Here is a 21,230-nt window from a genome sequence, read left to right as displayed (position 1 = left end):
GTTGAAAATAATTTAACGATAGGTTATTATAGGTTTAGAAAATGAAACTTATAAAAAAGTTCTATAAGTTAATATGAAAAGCGGGTTGATGTTTCTCAAGAGAGAGTTGATATTTCGACCGCCGAAGAGGCAAGCCTGTCATATGCTGGTGATCATATGCAGTGTGAAACTTTCAGGCAAAAGGACTGGGAAACGGACCGTATTCTGAATCTTGTGCTGTGTGAGAGGCTTCGCTGGAACACACTTGGTATCAGGGCAAAAGACAGGAAAGGACGATTTAAACATCTAGCCGTGTTTAAAGCGTCCTTTTTTTAAACAAGGGAAACTGAAAGGAGTAAGTGGATCAAATGAGTCGGAAAAGTTATATGATCTTAACCAATAATCCACTGGTTTTAGAAAAGCTGAAGGACACGCACAATGTGATATACAAAGATATTTCATATGAAGAACTTCTGAAAGAAGTAAGAGACAGAATTCACGAGGGTCACTTGCTTTTATCACATCCCTTATCGGGAAGTGTAAAGCCTAATGAAACACCATATAAATCAGTAATGATATCAGAAGGAAAGGGGGAGATGGATCGGAGGTCTCTTTCGTTGATTGAAAATGCCATTCAGGCTTGCGGAAAGTTTGAGGATAAATCAGGCAAATATGCAGCGAATGTATATGAGGATTTTCAATTGATCGACTGGACATTGCTTGAAAGCGGGTTGGCATCAGCGGATGCCTGGTAGTCATTTTAGAGAGGTTGTTAAAGTATTGCAGCTTTAGACAATAAAATGAATCTTTTTTGAAGGAGGGAACTACAAGTGAGATTAGAAATGGGACACATTTACATTAAGGATATTCAGTTTGCATCTGAATCAAAGATTGAAGACGGAATCCTTTATGTATCCGAAGAGGCTGTGAAAGCCGTAGCTCTTGAGGATGAGCATATTAAGAGCGTATCGTTTGATATTGCAAAACCAGGAGAGTCTGTAAGAATTACACCGGTAAAAGACGTTATCGAGCCACGTGTGAAAGTTGAAGGAAGAGGGGGAATCTTCCCGGGCGTTATCGCAAAGGTTGATACAGTAGGTGAAGGAAAGACTTATGCATTAAAGGGAATGGCTGTTGTTACAGCTGGTAAGATCGTTGGATTCCAGGAAGGTATTATCGATATGACAGGTCCTGGAGCTGATTACACACCATTTTCCAAGACATTGAACCTGGTTATGGTATGTGAGCCGGTTGACGGAATTAAACAGCATGATTATGAAAAAGCAGTTCGTTTTGCAGGATTCAGAGTTGCAGTTTATCTTGGGGAATTAGCTCGTAACCTGACACCTGATGAGACAAAAGTATATGAAACATGCACGATCAAAGAAGGCATGGAAAAATATCCGGATCTTCCGAGAGTTGCTTATGTTCAGATGCTTCAGAGTCAGGGATTATTACATGACACATATGTATACGGCGTAGATGCTAAGAAGATTGTTCCTACAATCTTAAGTCCAACAGAGATCATGGACGGTGCAATCGTATCCGGTAACTGTGTGTCTGCATGTGATAAGAATCCAACTTATGTACATGAGAACAATCCGGTTGTTCATGATATGTTTGAACAGCACGGAAAAACAATTAACTTTGTATGCCAGATCATTACAAATGAGAACGTATATCTTGCAGATAAGATGCGTTCTTCCGACTGGACAGCAAAACTTTGCAAGATGTTAGATCTTGATGGTGTTATCGTATCTCAGGAAGGATTTGGTAACCCGGATACAGACCTTATCATGAACTGCAAGAAGATTGAAGCAGAAGGCGTTAAAACAGTTATCATTACTGATGAGTATGCAGGACGTGACGGAAAGTCTCAGTCTCTTGCTGACTCTGACCCGGCTGCTGATGCGGTTGTTACAGGCGGAAATGCAAACCAGGTAATTATCCTGCCAAAACTTGACAAGGTAATTGGAACACTGGATTACGTAAACAAGATTGCAGGTGCCAGCGAAGAAACACTTCGTGAGGACGGAAGTCTGGAAGTTGAGCTTCAGGTACTTACAGGAGCAACGAATGAAACAGGTTTCAATAAACTGAGCGCAAGATAAGAGGGGAGGATAATAGAATGGCTAAGATTAAAGTAGTTCATTACATCAATCAGTTCTTTGCACAGATTGGTGGAGAAGAAAAAGCAGATTATCCGGCAGAGCTTCGTGTAGGTGAGGTTGTTGGACCGGGTATGGCATTGACTCAGAATTTTAAAGATGAAGCAGAGATTATTGCAACAATCGTTTGTGGTGACTCTTACTTCAACGAAAATCTGGAGAAAGCGAAAGCTGATATCCTTGCTATGGTAAAAGAGCAGGCTCCGGATGTATTTATCGCAGGACCGGCATTCAATGCAGGTCGTTATGGTGTAGCTTGTGGTACAATCGCTGCAGCAGTTCAGGAAGAACTTGGAATTCCGGCTGTAACAGGTATGTACGTAGAAAACCCGGGTGCTGATATGTTCAAAAACCAGGTATATATGGTTTCTACAAAGAACAGTGCAGCAGGTATGAGAGATGCGGTTAAGAAACTGGCTCCTCTTGCAGTGAAACTTGCTAAGGGTGAGAAGATTGGTGCATCTTGTGAAGAAGGTTATATGCCGAATGGCGTTCGTGTAAACTTCTTTGAAAAAGAAAGAGGTTCTCAGAGAGCGGTTAAGATGCTTATTAAGAAGCTGAATGATAAGCCGTTTGAGACAGAGTTCCCGATGCCTGACTTCGACAGAGTAGAACCAAATCCGGCTGTAAAAGATCTGGCGCATGCTAAGATCGCGTTGGTTACATCTGGTGGTATCGTACCAAAGGGAAATCCGGATCACATTGAAAGCTCCAGTGCTTCTCACTATGGAGAATATGATATCGCAGGAGTTATGAATCTGACAGAAGAAACCTATGAGACAGCTCATGGTGGATACGATCCGGTATATGCAAATGAAGACCCTGACCGTGTACTTCCGGTTGACGTTCTTCGTGACATGGAAAAAGAAGGAGTTATTGGTGAATTACATCACCTGTTCTATACAACAGTTGGTAATGGTACAGCTGTAGCATCTTCTAAAGCATTTGCAGCTGAGTTCTCTCAGAAACTGAAAGCAGACGGTGTTGATGCTGTAATCCTCACCTCTACCTGAGGTACCTGTACTCGTTGCGGTGCAACGATGGTTAAGGAAGTTGAGAGAGCAGGAATCCCTGTTGTACACATTTGTACAGTAACTCCAATTTCTATGACAGTAGGTGCTAACAGAATCGTTCCGGCTATCGCTATTCCTCATCCGCTTGGAAATCCGGTTCTGGATAAGGCTGAGGAAAAAGCACTTCGTCGTAAGATCGTTGAGAAGGCTCTGAACGCTCTGACAACAGAAGTAGACGGACAGACGATTTTTGAGTAGACGTGTTGAATACTTAGACGAAAAGGAGAATAACGCAAAATGAGCAAGATTTATGACGTTATTGTCCTGGGTGCAGGTCCTGCTGGTTTAGCAGCAGGACTGTACGCAGGAAGAAGCCGTCTTTCTGTTCTGATTATTGAAAAAGGACAGGACGGCGGACAGATCGCAATTACAGATGAGATTGAAAACTATCCGGGACAGATCGTAGAAGGTGAGTCCGGACCGTCTCTGATTGCGAGAATGACACAGCAGGCAGAAAAATTTGGTGCAGAACGTGTATCTGATACGATCACAGAAGTATCACTGGAAGGCGAGATCAAAGTTCTTAAGAGCGCAAAAGCTGAGTATCAGGGAAGAAACGTGATCATCGCTACCGGAGCTCATGCAAGACCGATCGGATGTAAAGGGGAAGCAGAGTTCACAGGTAAAGGTGTATCATACTGTGCAACATGTGATGCAAACTTCTTTGAAGACTTTGAAGTATACGTAGTAGGCGGAGGAGATTCTGCAGTAGAAGAAGCCATGTATCTGACCAAGTTTGCAAGAAAAGTTACGATCATTCACAGACGTAACGAACTGCGTGCGGCAAAATCCATTCAGGAAAAAGCATTTAAGAATCCAAAGCTGAACTTCATGTGGGATTCTGTAGTAGAAGAAGTAGGCGGAGACGATATTCTTCAGTGGATGAAAGTGAAGAATGTAAAGACCGGAGAAGTTACGACGGTAGAAGCAGATGAAGAGGACGGAATGTTCGGAGTATTCGGATTCATCGGAACCATCCCGAACAGCAAACCGTTCGAAGGAATCATTGATATGGATGAGCGTGGATACATCAAGACAGATGAAGACATGCACACCAACATTCCTGGTGTATATGCAGCAGGGGATGTACGTATCAAGAGCCTGAGACAGGTGGTTACTGCAGCAGCTGACGGAGCAATCGCAGCAGTACAGGTAGAAAGAAGTATGTCTGACTACTTCTAAAAACTAATGAGCACAGCGTGACAATCTTGAGCTTCGCTGTGCGGGATAAAAAGAAGTAAAAAAGCAGACGCGACGTGCCTGCATGAAAGCGAAAGCTTAAAAATATATTTCACAAGGAGGAACATACCAATGTTAGATGTAGATAAGCACACATTTGAAGAAGAAGTGTTAAAAGCAGAAGGTTATGTATTCGTAGATTTTTACGGTGACGGATGTGTACCATGCCAGGCTCTGATGCCAAAGGTACATGAATTCGCTGACACATATGGAGATAAGTTAAAATTCACATCTCTGAATACAACAAAGGCTCGCCGTCTTGCAATCGGACAGAAAGTTCTCGGACTTCCTGTTATGGCAATCTACAAAGACGGAGAGAAAGTAGAAGAACTGGTGAAAGATGACTGTACACCAGAATCTATCGAAGCAATGATTAAGAAGTATATCTAATCGGAGCATCGTGAGTGCGTAAACAGCCACAAGGCTTTTACGGGAATGTAAAATCTGCCGCTTTCAGCGAGCACACTCGCCGGAATTTCATTATCGTTTGCCCGGCGGAGTATAAACATTTCTACAATAAATAAAAAAAGAAGGGAAAGGAAGGAGGAAACACGTCATGGCAATATTAGAAGGAAAAAAAGTCGTTATCATTGGCGACCGTGATGGTGTTCCAGGACCGGCAATCGCAGAGTGCGTAAAGACTGCTGGCGGAGAAGTAGTATTCTCATCCACAGAGTGCTTCGTCTGAACGAGCGCTGGTGCAATGGATCTTGAGAATCAGAAGAGGGTAAAAGAATTCGCAGAGGAGTATGGTCCGGAGAACTTAGTAGTAGTTCTTGGAGCAGCTGAAGGCGAAGGTGCTGGTCTTGCAGCAGAGACTGTAACAGCAGGTGACCCGACATTCGCAGGTCCATTGACAGGGGTCCAGCTTGGACTCACGGTATATCACGTATGTGAAGAAGAACTGAAAGAAGAATTTGATCCGGATGTTTACGATGAGCAGGTAGGCATGATGGAAATGGTTCTTGATCTTGACGACATTGCTGGAGAAATGTCAGCAATCCGTGATGATTTCTGCAAGTTTTTATAAGAAGGGTTTGAGATCGTTTCATCCCACATTTAACGAAACGGTGAGGTAAACACTTACCTCGCCGTTTCGTTCTATAACAAAGTATGCAGGGCAGGCTGCAGATGACGCAGGCTGCCAGTATTGCACATATCGCTGAGGCACGTCAGATGATGACACATTCCTGTAAACAACAGTTAATTATTTTGAAATGATTTAGAAAAGAAGAAAGGTGGATACTCACAATGAACAGTGTAATCAAAGGCGCAAGCTATGTACTTGCACATACTCCACAGATGGTATTTTATAATGGAACAACACAGACAACAGAGAAGGTTGTCAATCCAGAGTCTGAATATTTGAAAGCAATCGACAGTCACCTTCGTTCTTATGAAGAGGCTGTAAGTTACTGGCCAAACCAGGTATATATCGGAAATGCTCATCCGGATGAATTAGCAGAAGTTGCATTCCCTTATTATGATAAGGCAAAAGAGGGTGCAGAGAGATACGGAAAATACGGCGAGATCATGCCGGAAGAAGAATTCCTGATTCTGGCACAGACGGTAGACGTATTCGAAGTTGTAAAGCTGGACAAAGAATTTGTGGCAGCTCATAAAGACGCATTTGCAGCAGATCCGATCATCACAGAAGATATCGCAGCAAAAGTTGAGGAAGGTATCGATGCAGAAGAGATCGCAAGACTGGTAAATGAAGAGCATGCAGAAGGTCTGTATCATGCAGGCAAACTTGTTGGATGTATCAAGAGAGCACATGATATCGACGTAAACCTGTCCGCACATGTTATGCATGAGAATATCATGAGTAAGGCTACCAGCGTACTTGCATTGTTATACGGTGTAAGAAATGCAGGAATCGACAAGGCAGATGTAGAGTATGTGATCGACTGTGCAGAAGAGGCATGTGGTGATATGAACCAGAGAGGCGGCGGAAACTTTGCAAAGGCTGCAGCAGAGATCGCAGGCCTTGTAAATGCAACCGGATCTGATACCCGTGGATTCTGTGCAGGACCATCTCATGCGCTGATCGAGGCAGCATCCCTGGTAAAAGCCGGAACCTATAAGTGTGTAGCTGTTACGGCCGGAGGATGTACCGCTAAATTAGGTATGAACGGAAAAGACCATATCAAGAAAGATATGCCGATCTTAGAGGACTGCCTGGGCGGTTTCTGCGTGATCATCGCTGAGAATGACGGAGAGAATCCGGAGATCAACCTTGATATCGTAGGACGTCATACGGTAGGAACCGGTTCTGCACCGCAGAACGTAATCGGAAGTCTGGTAGCAGATCCGCTGGAGAGAAACGGAATGAAGCTGACTGATATTGACAAGTTCTCACCGGAAATGCAGAACCCGGATATTACAAAACCGGCAGGAGCAGGAGATGTTCCGCTTGCAAACTACAAGATGATCGGAGCACTTGCAGTTAAGAGAGGCGAGTTAGACAGAAAAGAACTTGCAAACTTCACAAAAGATCATGGTCTGACCGGATGGGCACCGACGCAGGGACACATTCCTTCCGGTGTACCGTACATCGGATTTGCAAGAGAAGATATCCTTGCAGGAAAGATCAAGAATGCAATGATCATCGGAAAAGGAAGTCTGTTCCTTGGACGTATGACCAACCTGTTTGACGGATGTTCTTTCGTGATCCAGGCAAATACAGGAGCAGAGGATAACAGCGGAGTATCCGAAGAAGAAGTAAAAGGACTGATCGCAAAAGCTATGAAAGATTTCGCTGCATCATTGCTGGCAGAATAGAGAGGTGAACAAAGATGGCAAATGGAATTGAAAAAATGATTGCCGACACCTTTATGGAAATGGCTCAGGGATTGGAAACAGGAAGCTTTGGGAAGAGACCGAAGATCGCACTTACCGGAATGGGAAGTGAACATGGAGAAGAGAACTCCATGGCAGCTGCAGTAGAGGCAGCAAGAGACGGAATCGATGTCTATTATATCGGAACCTTAGAGGCAGAGGGCGTGATAACAGTCAAAGTGGCAAACGATGAAGAAGGCCATGACAAGATGGAAGAGATGCTGAAAAACGGGGAAGTAGATGCAGCAGTAACGATGCATTTCCCGTTCCCGATCGGCGTATCCACTGTTGGACGCTGCGTGACACCTGCAAAGGGAAAGGAAATGTACATTGCCAATACGACGGGAACCTCCAGTACGGATCGTATTGAAGGAATGATCAAGAATGCCATCTACGGAATCATCACAGCAAAGGCATGCGGAAACGCAGCACCGAGCGTAGGAATTCTGAACGTAGACGGAGCACGTCAGACGGAAAAGGCATTAAAGCAGTTAAAAGAGCAGGGATATGATATCACATTTGCAGAGTCTGCAAGAGCAGACGGCGGATGCGTCATGAGAGGAAATGACGTGCTTCAGGCATCACCGGATATCATGGTAACAGATTCCCTGACAGGAAATATCCTGGTTAAGATGCTCTCTTCCGCAAATACAGGCGGAAGCTTCGAGGCAACAGGCTATGGCTATGGTCCCGGAATCGGAGAAGGCTATGAGCAGTTAGTGATGATCGTATCCAGAGCAAGCGGAGCACCGGTAATCGCCAATGCAATCCGCTATGCGGCACAGCTGGTAAGAGGAAAAGTCTTTGAAGTAGCAAAGGCAGAATTTGCAGCAGTGAATCAAGCAGGACTGAAGGATATCCTGGGTGCATTAAAAGCAGCTCAGAAACCGGCTGCAGCAGAAGAGGATGTAAAAGAACCACCGAAGGAGATCGTAACAGCACAGATCCCGGGAATCGAGGTTATGGATCTGGAAGATGCGGTAAAAGCATTGTGGAAGATCAACATCTACGCAGAAAGTGGAATGGGATGTACGGGACCGATCATCCGTGTATCTGATGCAAATCTTGCAAAAGCAGAAGAAGAGCTTAAGAAAGCAGGATATATTCAGTAATTTCAACACTTAAAGGAAACGGAAAAAGATCATAGATCTGAGGAAGTGGCGTCAAATGTGTCGAGATGCCACTTCCTTTTGTATAATCCTTACTTTATAATGAAAAAAGTAGGGAGGTGCAAAGATGGAAGAAGCGTTGCATATAGATATTATACAGAAAACGATTTACCGGATCTGTTACATTATCATGTGGATGATGGCAGGAATCTTTCTCTTTTATGAAATCAGTACATTTGCAGGATATCCGGACTTGAGCCGGCATTTGAGCAGGATAATACTGGATGAAGCAACATGTTGTGGCATTGATATGTCGGTTCTTCATACCACCTCAGATATCAGGAAAATATCTGAAAAAGCGAGGAATATGGCTGTTATACAGCAGGAAAAGATGAAAAATACTGTGCAGGAAACTCCAGAAGCGGAGAGGATACGAGAAACGACCGAAATGGTGAAAACACTGGAAGTACCGGTGATTCCGGACGAAGAAATGCCGGGTGTTTCGGGGAATGAACCGGCTTACATTGAAAGTGTACCGGATTCGATTCCAAATGATCTTTCACAGATGGAGATGGAAGACGCAGAGATAGAGATCAGGGGATTCCTGATTGATGCAGATGGTTATATCATGGGATATACAGATGTTGTTTCTGCAGTAGATGGTGTTCTGGTGATTCCAAGTGATGAGAGATGCACAGGAATTCGAAAATCAGCGTTGGAAGGGCTGGAATCCATGATTTTTGAAATCTATATTCCTGAAAACATTACAGAGATTGAAGCAGAGACGTTTGAATATCTTGAAGAGCTGATGTATATAGAAGTAGCTGCAGACAATCCTGTTTATAGCAGTGAGTATGGAGTATTGTATACGAAAAACGGTGAGATGGTAGCTTTCCCAAAGGGAAGATATTAAAAGGGAGGCAGTAGAGACTCTCGCAGCAGATGCTGCGATGGTCTCTGTTTTCATATATAAATACAATTTAATTTCCAAAAATTCTCTATGATTCTCCAGCTTCTGGTGATATAATGGATGAAATTGAGCAAGGCAAAAAGGAGCAGACATGAGAGTTAGGCAGATAATAGAGAATAAAAGATTGTATATAGACTTGTTGTTGTTGGCTGATCCGCAGGAAAGCATGATTGAAAAGTATCTGGATCAGGGGGAGATGTTTCTCCTTGAAGAGAATGGAGAAGCAAAGACGGTTGCAGTAGTAAAGGTTTTAAAAAACCGGAAGTGTGAACTTAAGAATATTGCGACAGCCGAGGCACAGCGGAACAAGGGATATGGAAAGTATATGATACACTTTCTCTGTGAGCATTACAGCAGCGTGTGTGATGTGATGTATGTTGGTACGGGTAATACCGGAAAAACAATAGACTTTTATAAAAAATGTGGGTTTGAAAATTCTCATATACTGGTAGATTTTTTTGTGAAAAATTATGAGAAGCCGATTTATGATGATGGAGTACTGCTTAAGGATATGATCTATCTGAAAAAGAATCTGGAATCTGAGGTAGATGTGAAAAAAGTGTTGGATCTGGCATTAGAGGCAGGAAGAATTCTTTTAAAAAACGGTGCTGAGATCTTTCGTGTGGAAGAGACGATTACCAGAATCTGTCAGAGGTTTCATGTAGATCAGGTTGATATATTTGCATTGAGTCATGGTCTGTTTGTAAGTGCGGAAAATGGAATCGAAGAGGCATATACAAGAGTAAAACATATTCCATTGTCTGCATCTCATCTGGGGGTTGTTGCAGAAGTAAATGCACTATCCAGAGAAATTGCGGCCGGGCAGGTTGGAATGGATGAGGCGGCGGAAAGATTGAAAGAAATTGATAAAATTCCGCCTAAAAAATCGTACTTTCAAATTGGCGCTGCTGGAATCGCAAGTGCAACATTCGGATATATGTTGGGGGCAACACCATATGAAAGTATTATGGCCTTTTTTATTGGATGTGTTTTATATGTATGGGTTTTATTCTGCAAGAAATATGGCATGTCTAAAATTATTGTGAATCTTGTGGGCGGAATAATCATTACAACACTTGCAATCTGTATGAAGCATATATTTTATATTGTATTTGCAGAGACACTTCGCTTTGATGGAATGATTATTGGTGCATTGATGCCTCTTGTCCCCGGACTTGCATTTGTAAACGCAATCCGAGATATCGCTGACAGTGATTTTCTGTCAGGCACCGTTCGCATGATCGATGCAATTCTTGTGTTTGTTTATATTGCAATTGGAGTTGGAGTTACATTGAGTATTTATAATAATATGTTTGGAGGGTTATTGTTGTGATGGGGGAAATGCTTTTTCAACTGTTATGTTCATTTTTTGGAACGATTGCTTTTTCCATATTGTACCAGGTTCCAAGAAAGTATTATATATCCTGTGGAATGACAGGAACTACAGGATGGATGATATATAGAGTCATGGTTCAAGGAGTTACTCCGGCAATCGCTTCCTTTTTTGGAGTACTGGTGGTAGTGTTGATGTCACGGATGTTGACGGTACGCATGAAATGTCCGATTACAATCTTTCTGGTACCGGGAATCATTCCGTTGGTGCCGGGAGCGGGAATCTATTTTACGGCTTATTATCTGGTGACAAACCAATTATATCTGGCTGCAGAAAAAGGAATTGAATCTGTGAAAATTGCATTTGCTATTGTTCTTGCAATTGTATTTATTGTGTCTATTCCAAGAGAAGTATTTCAGCCGACATACTGGAAGCAAAGAAGATTGAGAAAAGGTTGATGCATATATGGATATTGTGCTACAATGTAAGAATCGATGGATAAAATTATGAAAGAATTAGGAGATATGAATTGCGATGAGTAAGGTAAGAACAAGATTTGCACCAAGTCCTACAGGAAGAATGCATGTGGGAAACTTAAGAACTGCGCTGTACGCGTATCTGATTGCAAAGCATGAAAATGGCGACTTTATGTTAAGAATAGAAGACACGGATCAGGAAAGATTCGTGGAAGGTGCTCTGGAGATTATTTATCACACACTGGCAGAGACCGGACTGGTTCACGACGAAGGACCGGATAAGGATGGAGGTGTTGGCCCTTATGTACAGAGCGAGCGTAACGCTTCCGGATTATATTTGAAATATGCAAAACAGTTGATTGAACAGGGAGATGCATATTATTGTTTTTGTGACAAGGAACGTCTGGAATCTCTGAAGAACAGGGTATCGGAGGAAGATGGCGGAACAGAAATCGTGGTATATGACAAGCATTGTCTCGGACTGAGCAAAGAAGAAGTAGAGGCAAACCTTGCGGCAGGTAAACCATACGTTATTCGTTTTAATATGCCGACAGAGGGCACGACGACATTTCATGATGAGATTTACGGTGATATCTCTGTACCGAATGCAGAACTTGATGATTTGATTCTGATCAAATCTGACGGATATCCGACTTATAATTTTGCGAATGTAGTTGACGACCATCTGATGGGGATTACACATGTTGTACGCGGCAACGAATACCTGTCTTCCGCACCAAAATACAACAAGATCTATGAAGCTTTTGGATGGGAAATTCCGGTATATGTACACTGTCCGTTGATTACGGATGAAAATCATAAAAAACTGAGCAAGCGCTGTGGACATTCTTCTTATGAAGACCTGATTGATCAGGGATTCGTAACGGAAGCGGTTGTGAATTATGTTGCGCTTCTTGGATGGTGTCCGACCGGAAACCAGGAGATTTTCTCTCTGGAAGAACTGGTGAAAGAATTTGATTATCGCCATATGAGCAAGTCTCCGGCTGTATTTGATATTGTAAAACTGAAATGGATGAATGGGGAATATCTGAAGAAGATGGATTTTGATTCATTTTATGAAAGAGCAGAATCCTATATCAAAGAAGTGGTTACAAAAGATTATGATCTGAAAAAGATTGCAGCGCTTGTAAAGACAAGAATCGAGATCTTCCCGGATATCAAAGAGCAGATTGATTTCTTCGAAGAATTGCCGGAATATGATACAGCTATGTATTGCCACAAGAAAATGAAGACCAATGAGGAAAAATCTCTGAAAGTGCTTCAGGATGTGCTTCCTCTTCTGGAAGAGCAGGAAGATTTCAGTAACGATGCTCTGTTTGCGATGTTAAAAGGATATGTTGATGAAGCTGGAGTAAAGACCGGATTCGTAATGTGGCCGGTCAGAACAGCAGTTTCCGGAAAACAGAATACACCTGGTGGTGCAACTGAGATCATGGAGATTCTTGGAAAAGAAGAATCTATAAGACGAATAAAAAAGGGTATTGAATTGTTAAGTAAGTAAGGGGAATCTGATGAGTCTGAATCAAGCGCAGGCTGAGGCGGTCGCCCACAAAGAAGGACCATGTATGGTTCTTGCCGGTCCCGGTTCCGGGAAAACTCTTACCATAGCAAAGAGAATTGAATATCTGATCACGAAGTATAAGGTAAGACCAGAAGAAATTCTGGTCATTACCTTTACAAAGTATGCGGCAAAAGAGATGAAAGAAAGAACCAGAAAAATATGTGGTCAACCGGCATATGCGGTTACTTTTGGTACCTTTCATGGAATATATTATGGAATCCTGAAGTGGGCCTATCATCTGAATCAGACCAATCTTTTGACGGAAGAGGAGAAGTATACTCTGCTCCGTCAGTTGATTTCTCAGATGGATTGGGAGGAGATTCCGGCTGCGGATGAAGAAAAAGACTATCTGCAGGATCTGACTGTGGAGATAGGAAATGTAAAAAATAATTGTCTTAATATTATGGAATACGATTCTTTGAAATATGGGAAAGAGCGGTTTCGCGAGCTATATCAGTCTTATGAATATGAAAAACGAAAACGGAAAAAGATTGATTTTGAAGATATGCTGATAATGTGCCGGGATTTGTTCAGAAGCAGATCGGATATTCTGGAAAAATGGCAGAAAAAGTTCCGTTATATTCTGGTGGATGAATTTCAGGATGTCAATCAGGCACAGTATGATGTGGTGCGGATGTTGGCGGCACCTGAGAATAATCTGTTTGTGGTGGGAGATGATGATCAATCTGTGTATGGATTCCGGGGCGCAAAGCCAGGGATTATGATGGAATTTGTGAAGGATTATCCGGATGCCAGGCAAATTCTTCTGAATGTGAATTACAGATCTACCGGTTATATTGTGAAAGGTGCTTTGAAGGTAATCGGGCATAACAAGACAAGATTTGCGAAAGAGATTATTGCAGAAAAAAAACCGGATGAAACGGTTCATGTTCAGGAAGTGAAAGATCCAATGGAAGAAAGCAGATACGTGATCGATAAGATTCGTGAATATACAGAAAGGGGAATTCCGTATACACAGATTGCGATTCTTTATCGTACAAATCTGGATGCAAGAGCATTGTCGGAGGTTCTGATGGAATATCAGATTCCATTTACAATGAAAGAATATCTGAACAATATTTATGACCATTTTATCGGGGTGGATATCAGCAGCTACTTTCATCTGTCACAGGGAGAGTATGACAGAAAATATTTTCTACAGATTGCTAACAGGCCAAAGAGATATATCAGCAGAGAATGCCTGAACGAGAAAAAGGTGAGTTATGAATCGATTCGAAACTTCTATTGTGATAAAGAATGGATGATGGATCGAATCAATCAGCTTGAATGGGATATGAAGATGATCCGGAATAAGACTCCGTATGCGGCGATTCAATATATCAGGAAAAGTATGGGATACGATGAATTTCTGAGGGAATATGCGGCTTATCGGAAGATACCGGAAGAAGATCTGATGGCAGTCATTCATGAGATTCAACAGAATTCCAGAGAGTATCAGACCATTTCAGAGTGGTTTGCACATGTGGAGAGATATCGAGAGATGTTAAAAGTGCAAAATCAGAAGCGGGAAAGCACGGAGGGTGTTGCACTTATGACGATGCACAGCGCAAAAGGTTTGGAATATGATACAGTTTTTATGATTGAGAGCAATGAAGGAAGTACTCCGTATCGGAAAGCAAGATCTGAAGAAGAGATCGAAGAGGAGCGTCGCCTGTTTTATGTGGCGATGACCAGGGCAAAGAGAAAACTAATCATCAGCTATGTAAAAGAAAAAAACGGGAAAGATATGAATCCCTCCCGTTTTGTTGATGAACTACTCCTCGTCTGAATCTTCCAGTTCCAGCGTATCCATCCATTCGTCGAAAGCATCAGCGGCAGCCTCATACTCATCGTCATCTTCGATGTTGCCGAGTTCCGGTTCGCCGTTTTCATCTTCGCTGTAACGATAGAGGTAGATGTCACTGTCTGCATCAAATTCCATATTGTCATCCAGTGGAACAAGCGCGATATATTCTTCCCCGCCTGCTTCGAATACAGTAAGGATCGCACACTGGATTACTTCATCATTGTCAAGGGTCAGCTCAATTGTTACATATCCATCATTATCGATTGTTTCATTCATAGCCGCATTCTCCTTTTCTATATCACTAGTTTAACTGTAACAGAGGTGTACTTAAAAAGCAAGGATGTTTTCGAGAGAATGACTGTAAAACTGAAAACAGTAGCCAAAATGCCAGAAATGTTGTAGAATAAAGCTGTGTATCATCGCATACATAAGGAGGAAGATATAATGCAAAGAAAGAGAATCATCAGTGTACTGGCAGTCATGCTGGTATGCATTTTCGCATTATCTGCATGCAAGAAGCAGGCAGGCAAGCCGGTAGATAATGCGATTACAGAAGATACAGAGGATGAAGAAAAAGAGGAAAAAGAAGAGGAAGAAGACGTACTGGTATTCGGATTTTCGGCAATTGATATGGAAAATCCATATTTTATAACATTGGAGAAGGCAATTAAGGAAGTATTGGATGAAGATGAGTGTCAGCTGATCACAAAGGATCCGGCATCAGATGCAGAACTTCAGGAACAGCAGATTCAGGAGATGATAGATGAAGGAATTGATGCAATCTTTCTGTGCCCTGTTGATTGGGAAGCAATCACTCCATCTCTGGAGGCTCTGAAAGAGGCGGGGGTGAAGATTATCAATGTGGACACCCAGGTAAAAGAAATGGATTATGTAGATGCGTACATAGGATCGGATAATCAGAAAGCCGGAAGAATCTGCGGAGAAGATCTGATTGAAAAGTGTCCGGATGGCGGAAAGATCGCTATTTTGGAGGCGACTGCTCAGAATTCGGTGAATGACCGTATCACGGGATTTGAAGAAGCCATTGCCAAAGCTGAGAATGGATTTGAAGTGGTAGCGAGAGAGAATACCGACGGAAGTTTCGAAAAGGGGCTGGAAGGTGCAAAAAAGATCATAAGTGAGAACCCGGAGCTGACTGCAATTATGTGTGGAAATGACCAGACAGCGGTGGCTGCTAAGACAGCACTCAACCTTGCCGGCATGGATAAAGTCCTGATATACGGAGTGGATGGATCGCCGGATATCAAGAAAGAACTTATGAAGACCGGCAGTCAGATTGCCGGGACTGCAGCACAATCACCGATCAATATGGGAAAGACTGCAGCAAAAGTGGCAATCTGTATGATGAATGGAAAAGACTATGAAAAAGAAACATATGAAGATGTATTTATGATTGATGAAGAAAATGTTGATATGTATGGTGTAGATGGATGGCAATAAAGCGGGAAAGGCATCACTTCAGGAGGTACCAGCAGAGCTGATGCACACTTGAACAGGAGGATATGACATGAGACAGATACAGGGACAACCGATACCAATAGGAGTTACAGTAAACGACAATCAGGTGAACTTTGCAGTAGCGGTTCCGAAGAACAGGGAGTGTCGGCTGCTTTTGTACCGAAGAGGAGAACAAAAGCCATGTGATGAATATGAGATGGAATTGTCCGTGGGGGAAGTGCGTGCGATTGCGTTGCAGGATATTGAGCCATTGGAGTATGAATACAATTATAAAGTAGATGGAGAGATTATGGTCGATCCATATGCCAGAGCAATTGCAGGCAGAGAAGAGTGGCAGAATAAAAGAAATGTGCAGGAACATGAAGTAAGAGGCGTCCTGATAAATCATACTTTCGATTGGGAAGGAGATCAGCCACTTCGGATTCCTTATCATCAAGTGATTGCCTACAGCCTTCATGTGCGCGGATTTACAAAACATCCTTCTTCACAGGTGAAAAATAAAGGAACATTTCAGGGATTGATTGAAAAGCTTCCTTATCTCTGTGAGCTGGGAATCAATCAGATCCACTGTATGCCGGTCTATGAGTTTGAAGAATGTATGCCAAACTGCAATTACTGGGGATATGGGAGTGCGTATTATTTTGCACCGAAGAGTGCATATTCCAGTACCGGAGATGGAGTGAATGGTCTGAAAGATATGGTAAAGGAATGTCATAGGTGTGGAATCGAGGTCGTTCTCGAAATGCCATTTTCAGATGATATTTCCAGACAGATGATGGTTGAATGCCTGCGATATTATGTAATGCAGTACCATATTGACGGATTTATCGTAAACCCGGTTCTTCTGTCCGTAGATGAGCTTCGGGAAGATCCGATCCTCAAAGGTACAAAGCTGATGGTGCATCAGTTGGGATTTCAGACAACTATGCGCCGTTTTTTAAAGGGCGATGAAGGTATGATCAATGATGTGATCTACTGGCTGAAGCATCATGCTGAGAACCAGGATTCGTTCAACAGTATTACCGGTCAGAATGGATTTACCCTTAATGACCTGGTGTCATACGACGGAAAGCATAATGAAGCCAATGGAGAGAATAACCGGGATGGTTCGGATTATAACTTCAGCTGGAACTGTGGAGCAGAGGGGCCGACAAGGAAAAAGGCGGTTCTGGAGCTTCGGAAAAAACAGATTCGCAATGCATATTTTCTGGTGCTTCTGTCTCAGGGTACGCCATGTATTCTCGCAGGAGATGAATTTGCAAATACGCAGAAAGGCAATAATAATGCATATTGTCAGGATAATCCGATTGGCTGGCTGGACTGGAAAAAACTGGAAAAAGGAAAGGAACTGTATGAGTTTGTCCGTGGCCTGATCCGAATCCGCAGAGAGTATTCGATCTTTGCACCGGAAAAAGAACTGTTGGGAATCGACCGTTCCTCCTGTGGAGTGCCGGATGTATCTTATCATGGAGAAAATGCATGGCAGGTGCAGTCGGAGGTATCAAGCAGACAGCTTGGTGTATATTACAGTGGTGCATATATGGACAGTGAAGACTGGTTTGTCGCTTATAATATGCATTGGCTGGAACATTCATTTGCGGTTCCGGCATTGCCAAAAGGGAAAAAATGGTATCTGATGGCATCTACAGATCTGGGTGTTCTTGATGAACCCGTGTTGATGGAGGGCCAGCGTATCATTGATATCAAAGAAAGGACGATTATGGTTATGATCGCCCGGTAGAGAATTGGAAAGTGGAATGAGGCAATTATGAAAGCATGGCAGCATTTGCGAACAATTAATCATCATAAATATCTGGTAATGAAGCATTGTTTTAAGGTAGGGTTATACAGACAAGGACTGCTTCATGATCTGTCAAAGTATTCCCCGACGGAATTCCTTGTGGGGTGCAAGTATTATCAGGGCAATCGTAGTCCGAATAATGCAGAGCGTGAAGCTACCGGATATTCGAAGGCGTGGCTTCATCATAAAGGAAGAAACAAGCATCATTATGAGTATTGGATTGATTACAGTGTGAATCCGGAGGAGGGGATCGTGGGGCAGAAGATGCCGACCAGATATGTCATTGAGATGTTCATGGATCGGGTTGCTGCTTCCAAAACTTATCAGGGAGACCGGTACAAAGACTGCCACCCTTTGGAATATTATAAGCAGGGGGCAGCAAAGCTTGGAAAAATGATCCATCCCGAGACGGCGGCTCTGCTGCATAAGCTGCTTAAGATGCTGGCTGAAGAAGGCGAAGAAAAAACCTTTTTCTATATTAGAAAGAACATTTTGAAAAATTTGAAAAATTTGTAAAATATTTGTTGACATTTTGAAAGTGATGATGTATTATATATTTTGTCAGCGCGAGAGCGACAGACAAATGCGGAAGTGTCGGAACTGGCAGACGAGCAAGACTAAGGATCTTGTAGCTGTTTTAGCTGTGTGGGTTCAAGTCCCATCTTCCGCAGTATATAGACTCAGGCAAAAGCCTGAGTCTTTTTTTATTGATTTTGTATGAATTAAGTATTGTATCGTGTATAATAAAAGAAAAAATTGAGAAATCTGATGGAGACGGAAGTGGAAAGAAATGTTTCGGAGTGAGGAGGAATGGATGATGTTAGAGAAGCTGGATCTTACGAAGTCAATGGGAAAGTCAGAATATAAGGAAAAGATGGTTGAACTTGAGAACAGGATTGGAAGGCTTCAGAGGGAGTGCAGAAGTCTCGGAATTCCGGTTATGATAGCTTTTGAAGGATATGGAGCATCAGGAAAAGGGCTCCAGATCGGGGAATTGATACAGGCACTGGATCCGAGAGGATTTGAGGTATATGCGGTAAAAAACGAGACGGAAGAGGAACGGATGCATCCATTTATGTGGAGGTTCTGGACGAAGCTTCCGGAAAAGGGAAGAATTGCAATCTATGACAGCAGCTGGTATCGAAAGGTTCTGGTGGATCGGTTTGATAAAAAGACGAAAAAGAGAGATCTTGACAGGGCATATCATTCGATCTGCTCTTTTGAAGAGCAGCTGACAGCAGATGGTATGGTGATTATCAAGATATTTCTGGCCATTGATCAGGCAGAGCAGAAGCGAAGGTTTGAACAATTGTCTGCATCTCCGGAAACAGCGTGGAGGGTCAGTAAGGGAGATTGGAAACGAAATCAGAAATTTGAAAAATATCAGGCAATGAACGAAGAAATGTTGAATCGCACAGATACACAGTACGCACCGTGGCATATTGTGGAAGCAACAGATCGCAGATACGCGACAGCCAGAATCTATGCAATTGTGGCAGAACGCCTGGAGGAGCAGGTGAAACAGGCGAAGGAAAAGACAGAGCAGGAGCAGACCGTACAGGAGGAGTCGGAGCAGGAATGTGATAAGAGGGAATCCATTCTTGCAAAGGCAGATCTGACATTATCTTATTCAAAAGAGGAGTATAAGAAAAGACTGGCAGTACTGCAGCAGCGGATCGAGTTACTCCATGGAGAATTGTACCGGAAAAGGATTCCGGTTGTCATTGGTTTTGAGGGATGGGATGCAGGCGGTAAAGGAGGAGCGATTAAGCGTCTGACGAGAAAGATGGATCCCAGGGGATATGTGGTGCATCCGACAGCTTCTCCGACTGAGAGGGAAAAGGCGCATCATTATCTGTGGCGTTTCTGGACAGATATGCCAAAAGCCGGACATATTACGATATTTGACCGAACCTGGTATGGAAGAGTGATGGTTGAGAGAATTGAGGGGTTCTGTACGAAACTGGAATGGCAGAGAGCTTATAAGGAAATTAATGATATGGAGCGTGATCTTACAGATGCAGGAGCGATTGTTTTGAAGTTCTGGATGCAGATCGATAAGGATGAACAAGAGCGAAGATTTAAAGCAAGGCAGGAAAGTCCGGAAAAACAGTGGAAGATCACAGAGGAGGACTGGCGAAACCGGGAAAAATGGGAACAGTACGAAGAAGCCGTAAATGAGATGCTGATTCGGACATCTACCCCGAAGGCTCCATGGATTGTTGTAGAAGGAAACTGTAAATATTATGCAAGAATTAAAGTGCTTGAAACGGTAGTAGGGGCGATCGAAACACGTCTGGAACAGGAAAGGAGCGACCGTGCATGACGATCAGAGAGCAGTTGGAAGCAAGAGAAGTGGAATACTTAAGTCCTTATGCTTCTCTGAGCAGCAAGTCAAAAGGAAGAAAACGTCCGGAGGAGGAATGTGACATACGACCGGTATACCAGAGGGACAGAGATCGAATCCTTCATTGTAAGTCGTTTCGGCGTTTGAAGCAGAAGACACAGGTATTTCTGCTTCCCAAAGGGGATCACTACCGGACGAGACTTACACATACCCTGGAGGTGTCGCAAAATGCGCGCACCATAGCAAAAGCCCTGCGCCTGAATGAGGATCTGGCAGAGGCAATTGCACTGGGGCACGATCTGGGGCATACGCCATTCGGTCATGCGGGAGAGCGGGCATTGAATGCGGTCTGCTCTTTGGGATTCCGACACAATGAACAAAGTGTCAGGGTGGTGGAATATCTGGAAAAACATGGAGAAGGACTGAATCTGACCTGGGAGGTCAGAGATGGAATTCGCAATCATAAAACCAGTGGTATGCCACATACTTTGGAAGGACAGATTGTGCAGTTATCGGATAAGATAGCCTATATCAACCATGATATAGACGATGCAATCAGAGGAGGGATTCTGAAGGAAGAGGATATCCCGCAGGAATATCGAAACATTCTTGGACAAACTACCAGAGTCCGACTGGATACGATGATACATGATGTGATTATTAACAGTATGGATCAGCCGGAGATTCGGATGTCACCAGAGATTCGAACAGCAGTGATGGGACTTCGGAAATTCCTGTTTGAACATGTTTATGAGAATCCGGTGGCAAAGAGCGAGGAATCAAAAGCGATCAATATGATTACAAATCTGTATGAATATTATGTCCGTCACGAAGAACTGCTCCCCGGACAGTCACGCGCTGATGTTGAAGCAGGAACAACGAGTCTGGAACAGACGGTGTGTGATTATATCGCTGGAATGACTGATACATATGCCGTGAAAAAGTTTGAAGAATATTTTGTTCCGGAATCCTGGAAATATTAAAGGAAATCAGATGGTTTTGTCGAATATTATATATGAGGAGATT

Annotated in this window: 19 protein-coding genes, 1 tRNA gene and 1 riboswitch; of the genes, 19 read left to right on the top strand and 1 reads right to left on the bottom strand. The window is 43.0% G+C overall.

Annotated elements, in window-relative coordinates:
- Nucleotides 1-86: 86 nt before the first annotated feature.
- Nucleotides 87-198, top strand: a riboswitch (glycine riboswitch).
- A gap of 149 nt (nucleotides 199-347) precedes the next feature.
- The 13 genes from JQM82_RS01725 (at nucleotide 348) to JQM82_RS01665 (ending at nucleotide 14,559) form a co-directional block, all read left to right on the top strand.
- On the top strand, nucleotides 348-734 hold the full coding sequence (locus JQM82_RS01725) for a GrdX family protein (protein ID WP_235248199.1): 387 nt from the start codon (nucleotides 348-350) through the stop codon (nucleotides 732-734).
- Nucleotides 735-809: 75 nt separating this feature from the next.
- A complete protein-coding gene (locus JQM82_RS01720; RefSeq protein WP_235248198.1) occupies nucleotides 810-2,090 on the top strand; it encodes a glycine/sarcosine/betaine reductase component B subunit in 1,281 nt (426 codons plus the stop codon).
- Nucleotides 2,091-2,107: 17 nt separating this feature from the next.
- The gene (gene grdB / locus JQM82_RS01715; protein WP_235248197.1) at nucleotides 2,108-3,418 is read left to right on the top strand and encodes a glycine reductase complex selenoprotein B; all 1,311 of its coding nucleotides are present in this window, start codon (nucleotides 2,108-2,110) and stop codon (nucleotides 3,416-3,418) included.
- Nucleotides 3,419-3,457: 39 nt separating this feature from the next.
- The gene (gene trxB, locus JQM82_RS01710) at nucleotides 3,458-4,402 is read left to right on the top strand and encodes a thioredoxin-disulfide reductase (protein WP_235248196.1); all 945 of its coding nucleotides are present in this window, start codon (nucleotides 3,458-3,460) and stop codon (nucleotides 4,400-4,402) included.
- A 129-nt stretch (nucleotides 4,403-4,531) separates the two neighbouring features.
- Nucleotides 4,532-4,849 carry a thioredoxin TrxA gene (gene trxA / locus JQM82_RS01705; RefSeq protein WP_235248194.1) on the top strand — a complete coding sequence of 106 codons (318 nt, stop codon included), beginning with the start codon at nucleotides 4,532-4,534 and terminating at the stop codon, nucleotides 4,847-4,849.
- Nucleotides 4,850-5,015: 166 nt separating this feature from the next.
- Entirely contained in the window at nucleotides 5,016-5,489 is a 474-nt protein-coding gene (gene grdA / locus JQM82_RS01700; protein WP_235248192.1) for a glycine/sarcosine/betaine reductase complex selenoprotein A, read from the top strand.
- Nucleotides 5,490-5,710: 221 nt separating this feature from the next.
- Nucleotides 5,711-7,243, top strand: a complete 1,533-nt coding sequence (gene grdC, locus JQM82_RS01695; RefSeq protein WP_235248189.1) for a glycine/sarcosine/betaine reductase complex component C subunit beta — start codon at nucleotides 5,711-5,713, stop codon at nucleotides 7,241-7,243.
- A gap of 14 nt (nucleotides 7,244-7,257) precedes the next feature.
- Nucleotides 7,258-8,412: a glycine/sarcosine/betaine reductase complex component C subunit alpha gene (gene grdD, locus JQM82_RS01690; RefSeq protein ID WP_235248188.1), complete on the top strand. Its 1,155-nt coding sequence runs from the start codon at nucleotides 7,258-7,260 to the stop codon at nucleotides 8,410-8,412.
- Nucleotides 8,413-8,536: 124 nt separating this feature from the next.
- The gene (locus tag JQM82_RS01685) at nucleotides 8,537-9,322 is read left to right on the top strand and encodes a hypothetical protein (protein WP_235248186.1); all 786 of its coding nucleotides are present in this window, start codon (nucleotides 8,537-8,539) and stop codon (nucleotides 9,320-9,322) included.
- A 148-nt stretch (nucleotides 9,323-9,470) separates the two neighbouring features.
- On the top strand, nucleotides 9,471-10,712 hold the full coding sequence (locus JQM82_RS01680; RefSeq protein ID WP_235248185.1) for a GNAT family N-acetyltransferase: 1,242 nt from the start codon (nucleotides 9,471-9,473) through the stop codon (nucleotides 10,710-10,712).
- Nucleotides 10,709-11,170 carry a threonine/serine exporter family protein gene (locus JQM82_RS01675; protein WP_420370598.1) on the top strand — a complete coding sequence of 154 codons (462 nt, stop codon included), beginning with the start codon at nucleotides 10,709-10,711 and terminating at the stop codon, nucleotides 11,168-11,170. Before JQM82_RS01680 ends, JQM82_RS01675 begins: the two co-directional genes overlap by 4 nt.
- A gap of 76 nt (nucleotides 11,171-11,246) precedes the next feature.
- Nucleotides 11,247-12,710, top strand: a complete 1,464-nt coding sequence (gene gltX, locus JQM82_RS01670; RefSeq protein WP_235248184.1) for a glutamate--tRNA ligase — start codon at nucleotides 11,247-11,249, stop codon at nucleotides 12,708-12,710.
- A gap of 10 nt (nucleotides 12,711-12,720) precedes the next feature.
- Nucleotides 12,721-14,559: an ATP-dependent helicase gene (locus tag JQM82_RS01665; RefSeq protein WP_235248183.1), complete on the top strand. Its 1,839-nt coding sequence runs from the start codon at nucleotides 12,721-12,723 to the stop codon at nucleotides 14,557-14,559.
- Here JQM82_RS01665 and JQM82_RS01660 read toward each other — a convergent pair.
- Nucleotides 14,545-14,853 (bottom strand): DUF1292 domain-containing protein, encoded by a 309-nt coding sequence (locus tag JQM82_RS01660; RefSeq protein ID WP_235248182.1) that lies wholly within the window; start codon nucleotides 14,851-14,853, stop codon nucleotides 14,545-14,547. The genes JQM82_RS01665 and JQM82_RS01660 overlap by 15 nt on opposite strands.
- A 168-nt stretch (nucleotides 14,854-15,021) precedes the next feature.
- Between JQM82_RS01660 and JQM82_RS01655 the strand changes: the two genes are divergently transcribed.
- From JQM82_RS01655 to JQM82_RS01630, 6 genes are all read left to right on the top strand, one after another.
- Nucleotides 15,022-16,038 carry a sugar ABC transporter substrate-binding protein gene (locus JQM82_RS01655; RefSeq protein ID WP_235248181.1) on the top strand — a complete coding sequence of 339 codons (1,017 nt, stop codon included), beginning with the start codon at nucleotides 15,022-15,024 and terminating at the stop codon, nucleotides 16,036-16,038.
- A 67-nt stretch (nucleotides 16,039-16,105) separates the two neighbouring features.
- The gene (locus JQM82_RS01650; protein WP_235248179.1) at nucleotides 16,106-17,797 is read left to right on the top strand and encodes an alpha-amylase family glycosyl hydrolase; all 1,692 of its coding nucleotides are present in this window, start codon (nucleotides 16,106-16,108) and stop codon (nucleotides 17,795-17,797) included.
- Between the two features lie 27 nt (nucleotides 17,798-17,824).
- Complete coding sequence (locus JQM82_RS01645) at nucleotides 17,825-18,373, top strand: DUF5662 family protein (protein ID WP_235248177.1); 549 nt, start codon at nucleotides 17,825-17,827, stop codon at nucleotides 18,371-18,373.
- Nucleotides 18,374-18,442: 69 nt separating this feature from the next.
- A tRNA-Leu gene (locus JQM82_RS01640) sits at nucleotides 18,443-18,527 on the top strand.
- Nucleotides 18,528-18,674: 147 nt separating this feature from the next.
- The gene (gene pap / locus JQM82_RS01635; RefSeq protein WP_235248200.1) at nucleotides 18,675-20,183 is read left to right on the top strand and encodes a polyphosphate:AMP phosphotransferase; all 1,509 of its coding nucleotides are present in this window, start codon (nucleotides 18,675-18,677) and stop codon (nucleotides 20,181-20,183) included.
- Nucleotides 20,180-21,187 carry a deoxyguanosinetriphosphate triphosphohydrolase gene (locus JQM82_RS01630; protein WP_235248176.1) on the top strand — a complete coding sequence of 336 codons (1,008 nt, stop codon included), beginning with the start codon at nucleotides 20,180-20,182 and terminating at the stop codon, nucleotides 21,185-21,187. The genes pap and JQM82_RS01630 overlap by 4 nt, the downstream gene beginning before the upstream one ends.
- Nucleotides 21,188-21,230: the final 43 nt, after the last annotated feature.

This window comes from Faecalicatena contorta, assembly GCF_021531995.1.
GTDB lineage: Bacteria > Bacillota > Clostridia > Lachnospirales > Lachnospiraceae > Dorea_A > Dorea_A contorta_A.
Note: the sequence above shows the minus strand (reverse complement) of the source record. Positions and strands in the feature narration are given on the sequence as shown.

Excerpts from the sequence above, each read along its gene's own strand:
- JQM82_RS01660 (WP_235248182.1), bottom strand. The coding sequence starts at position 14,853 with ATGAATGAAACAATCGATAATGATGGATATGTAACAATTGAGCTGACC.
- JQM82_RS01645 (WP_235248177.1), top strand. The coding sequence starts at position 17,825 with ATGAAAGCATGGCAGCATTTGCGAACAATTAATCATCATAAATATCTG.
- JQM82_RS01630 (WP_235248176.1), top strand. The coding sequence starts at position 20,180 with ATGACGATCAGAGAGCAGTTGGAAGCAAGAGAAGTGGAATACTTAAGT.
- grdD (WP_235248188.1), top strand. The coding sequence starts at position 7,258 with ATGGCAAATGGAATTGAAAAAATGATTGCCGACACCTTTATGGAAATG.
- trxB (WP_235248196.1), top strand. The coding sequence starts at position 3,458 with ATGAGCAAGATTTATGACGTTATTGTCCTGGGTGCAGGTCCTGCTGGT.
- grdC (WP_235248189.1), top strand. The coding sequence starts at position 5,711 with ATGAACAGTGTAATCAAAGGCGCAAGCTATGTACTTGCACATACTCCA.
- JQM82_RS01655 (WP_235248181.1), top strand. The coding sequence starts at position 15,022 with ATGCAAAGAAAGAGAATCATCAGTGTACTGGCAGTCATGCTGGTATGC.
- JQM82_RS01680 (WP_235248185.1), top strand. The coding sequence starts at position 9,471 with ATGAGAGTTAGGCAGATAATAGAGAATAAAAGATTGTATATAGACTTG.
- JQM82_RS01650 (WP_235248179.1), top strand. The coding sequence starts at position 16,106 with ATGAGACAGATACAGGGACAACCGATACCAATAGGAGTTACAGTAAAC.
- trxA (WP_235248194.1), top strand. The coding sequence starts at position 4,532 with ATGTTAGATGTAGATAAGCACACATTTGAAGAAGAAGTGTTAAAAGCA.
- JQM82_RS01685 (WP_235248186.1), top strand. The coding sequence starts at position 8,537 with ATGGAAGAAGCGTTGCATATAGATATTATACAGAAAACGATTTACCGG.
- pap (WP_235248200.1), top strand. The coding sequence starts at position 18,675 with ATGTTAGAGAAGCTGGATCTTACGAAGTCAATGGGAAAGTCAGAATAT.
- JQM82_RS01725 (WP_235248199.1), top strand. The coding sequence starts at position 348 with ATGAGTCGGAAAAGTTATATGATCTTAACCAATAATCCACTGGTTTTA.
- gltX (WP_235248184.1), top strand. The coding sequence starts at position 11,247 with ATGAGTAAGGTAAGAACAAGATTTGCACCAAGTCCTACAGGAAGAATG.
- JQM82_RS01665 (WP_235248183.1), top strand. The coding sequence starts at position 12,721 with ATGAGTCTGAATCAAGCGCAGGCTGAGGCGGTCGCCCACAAAGAAGGA.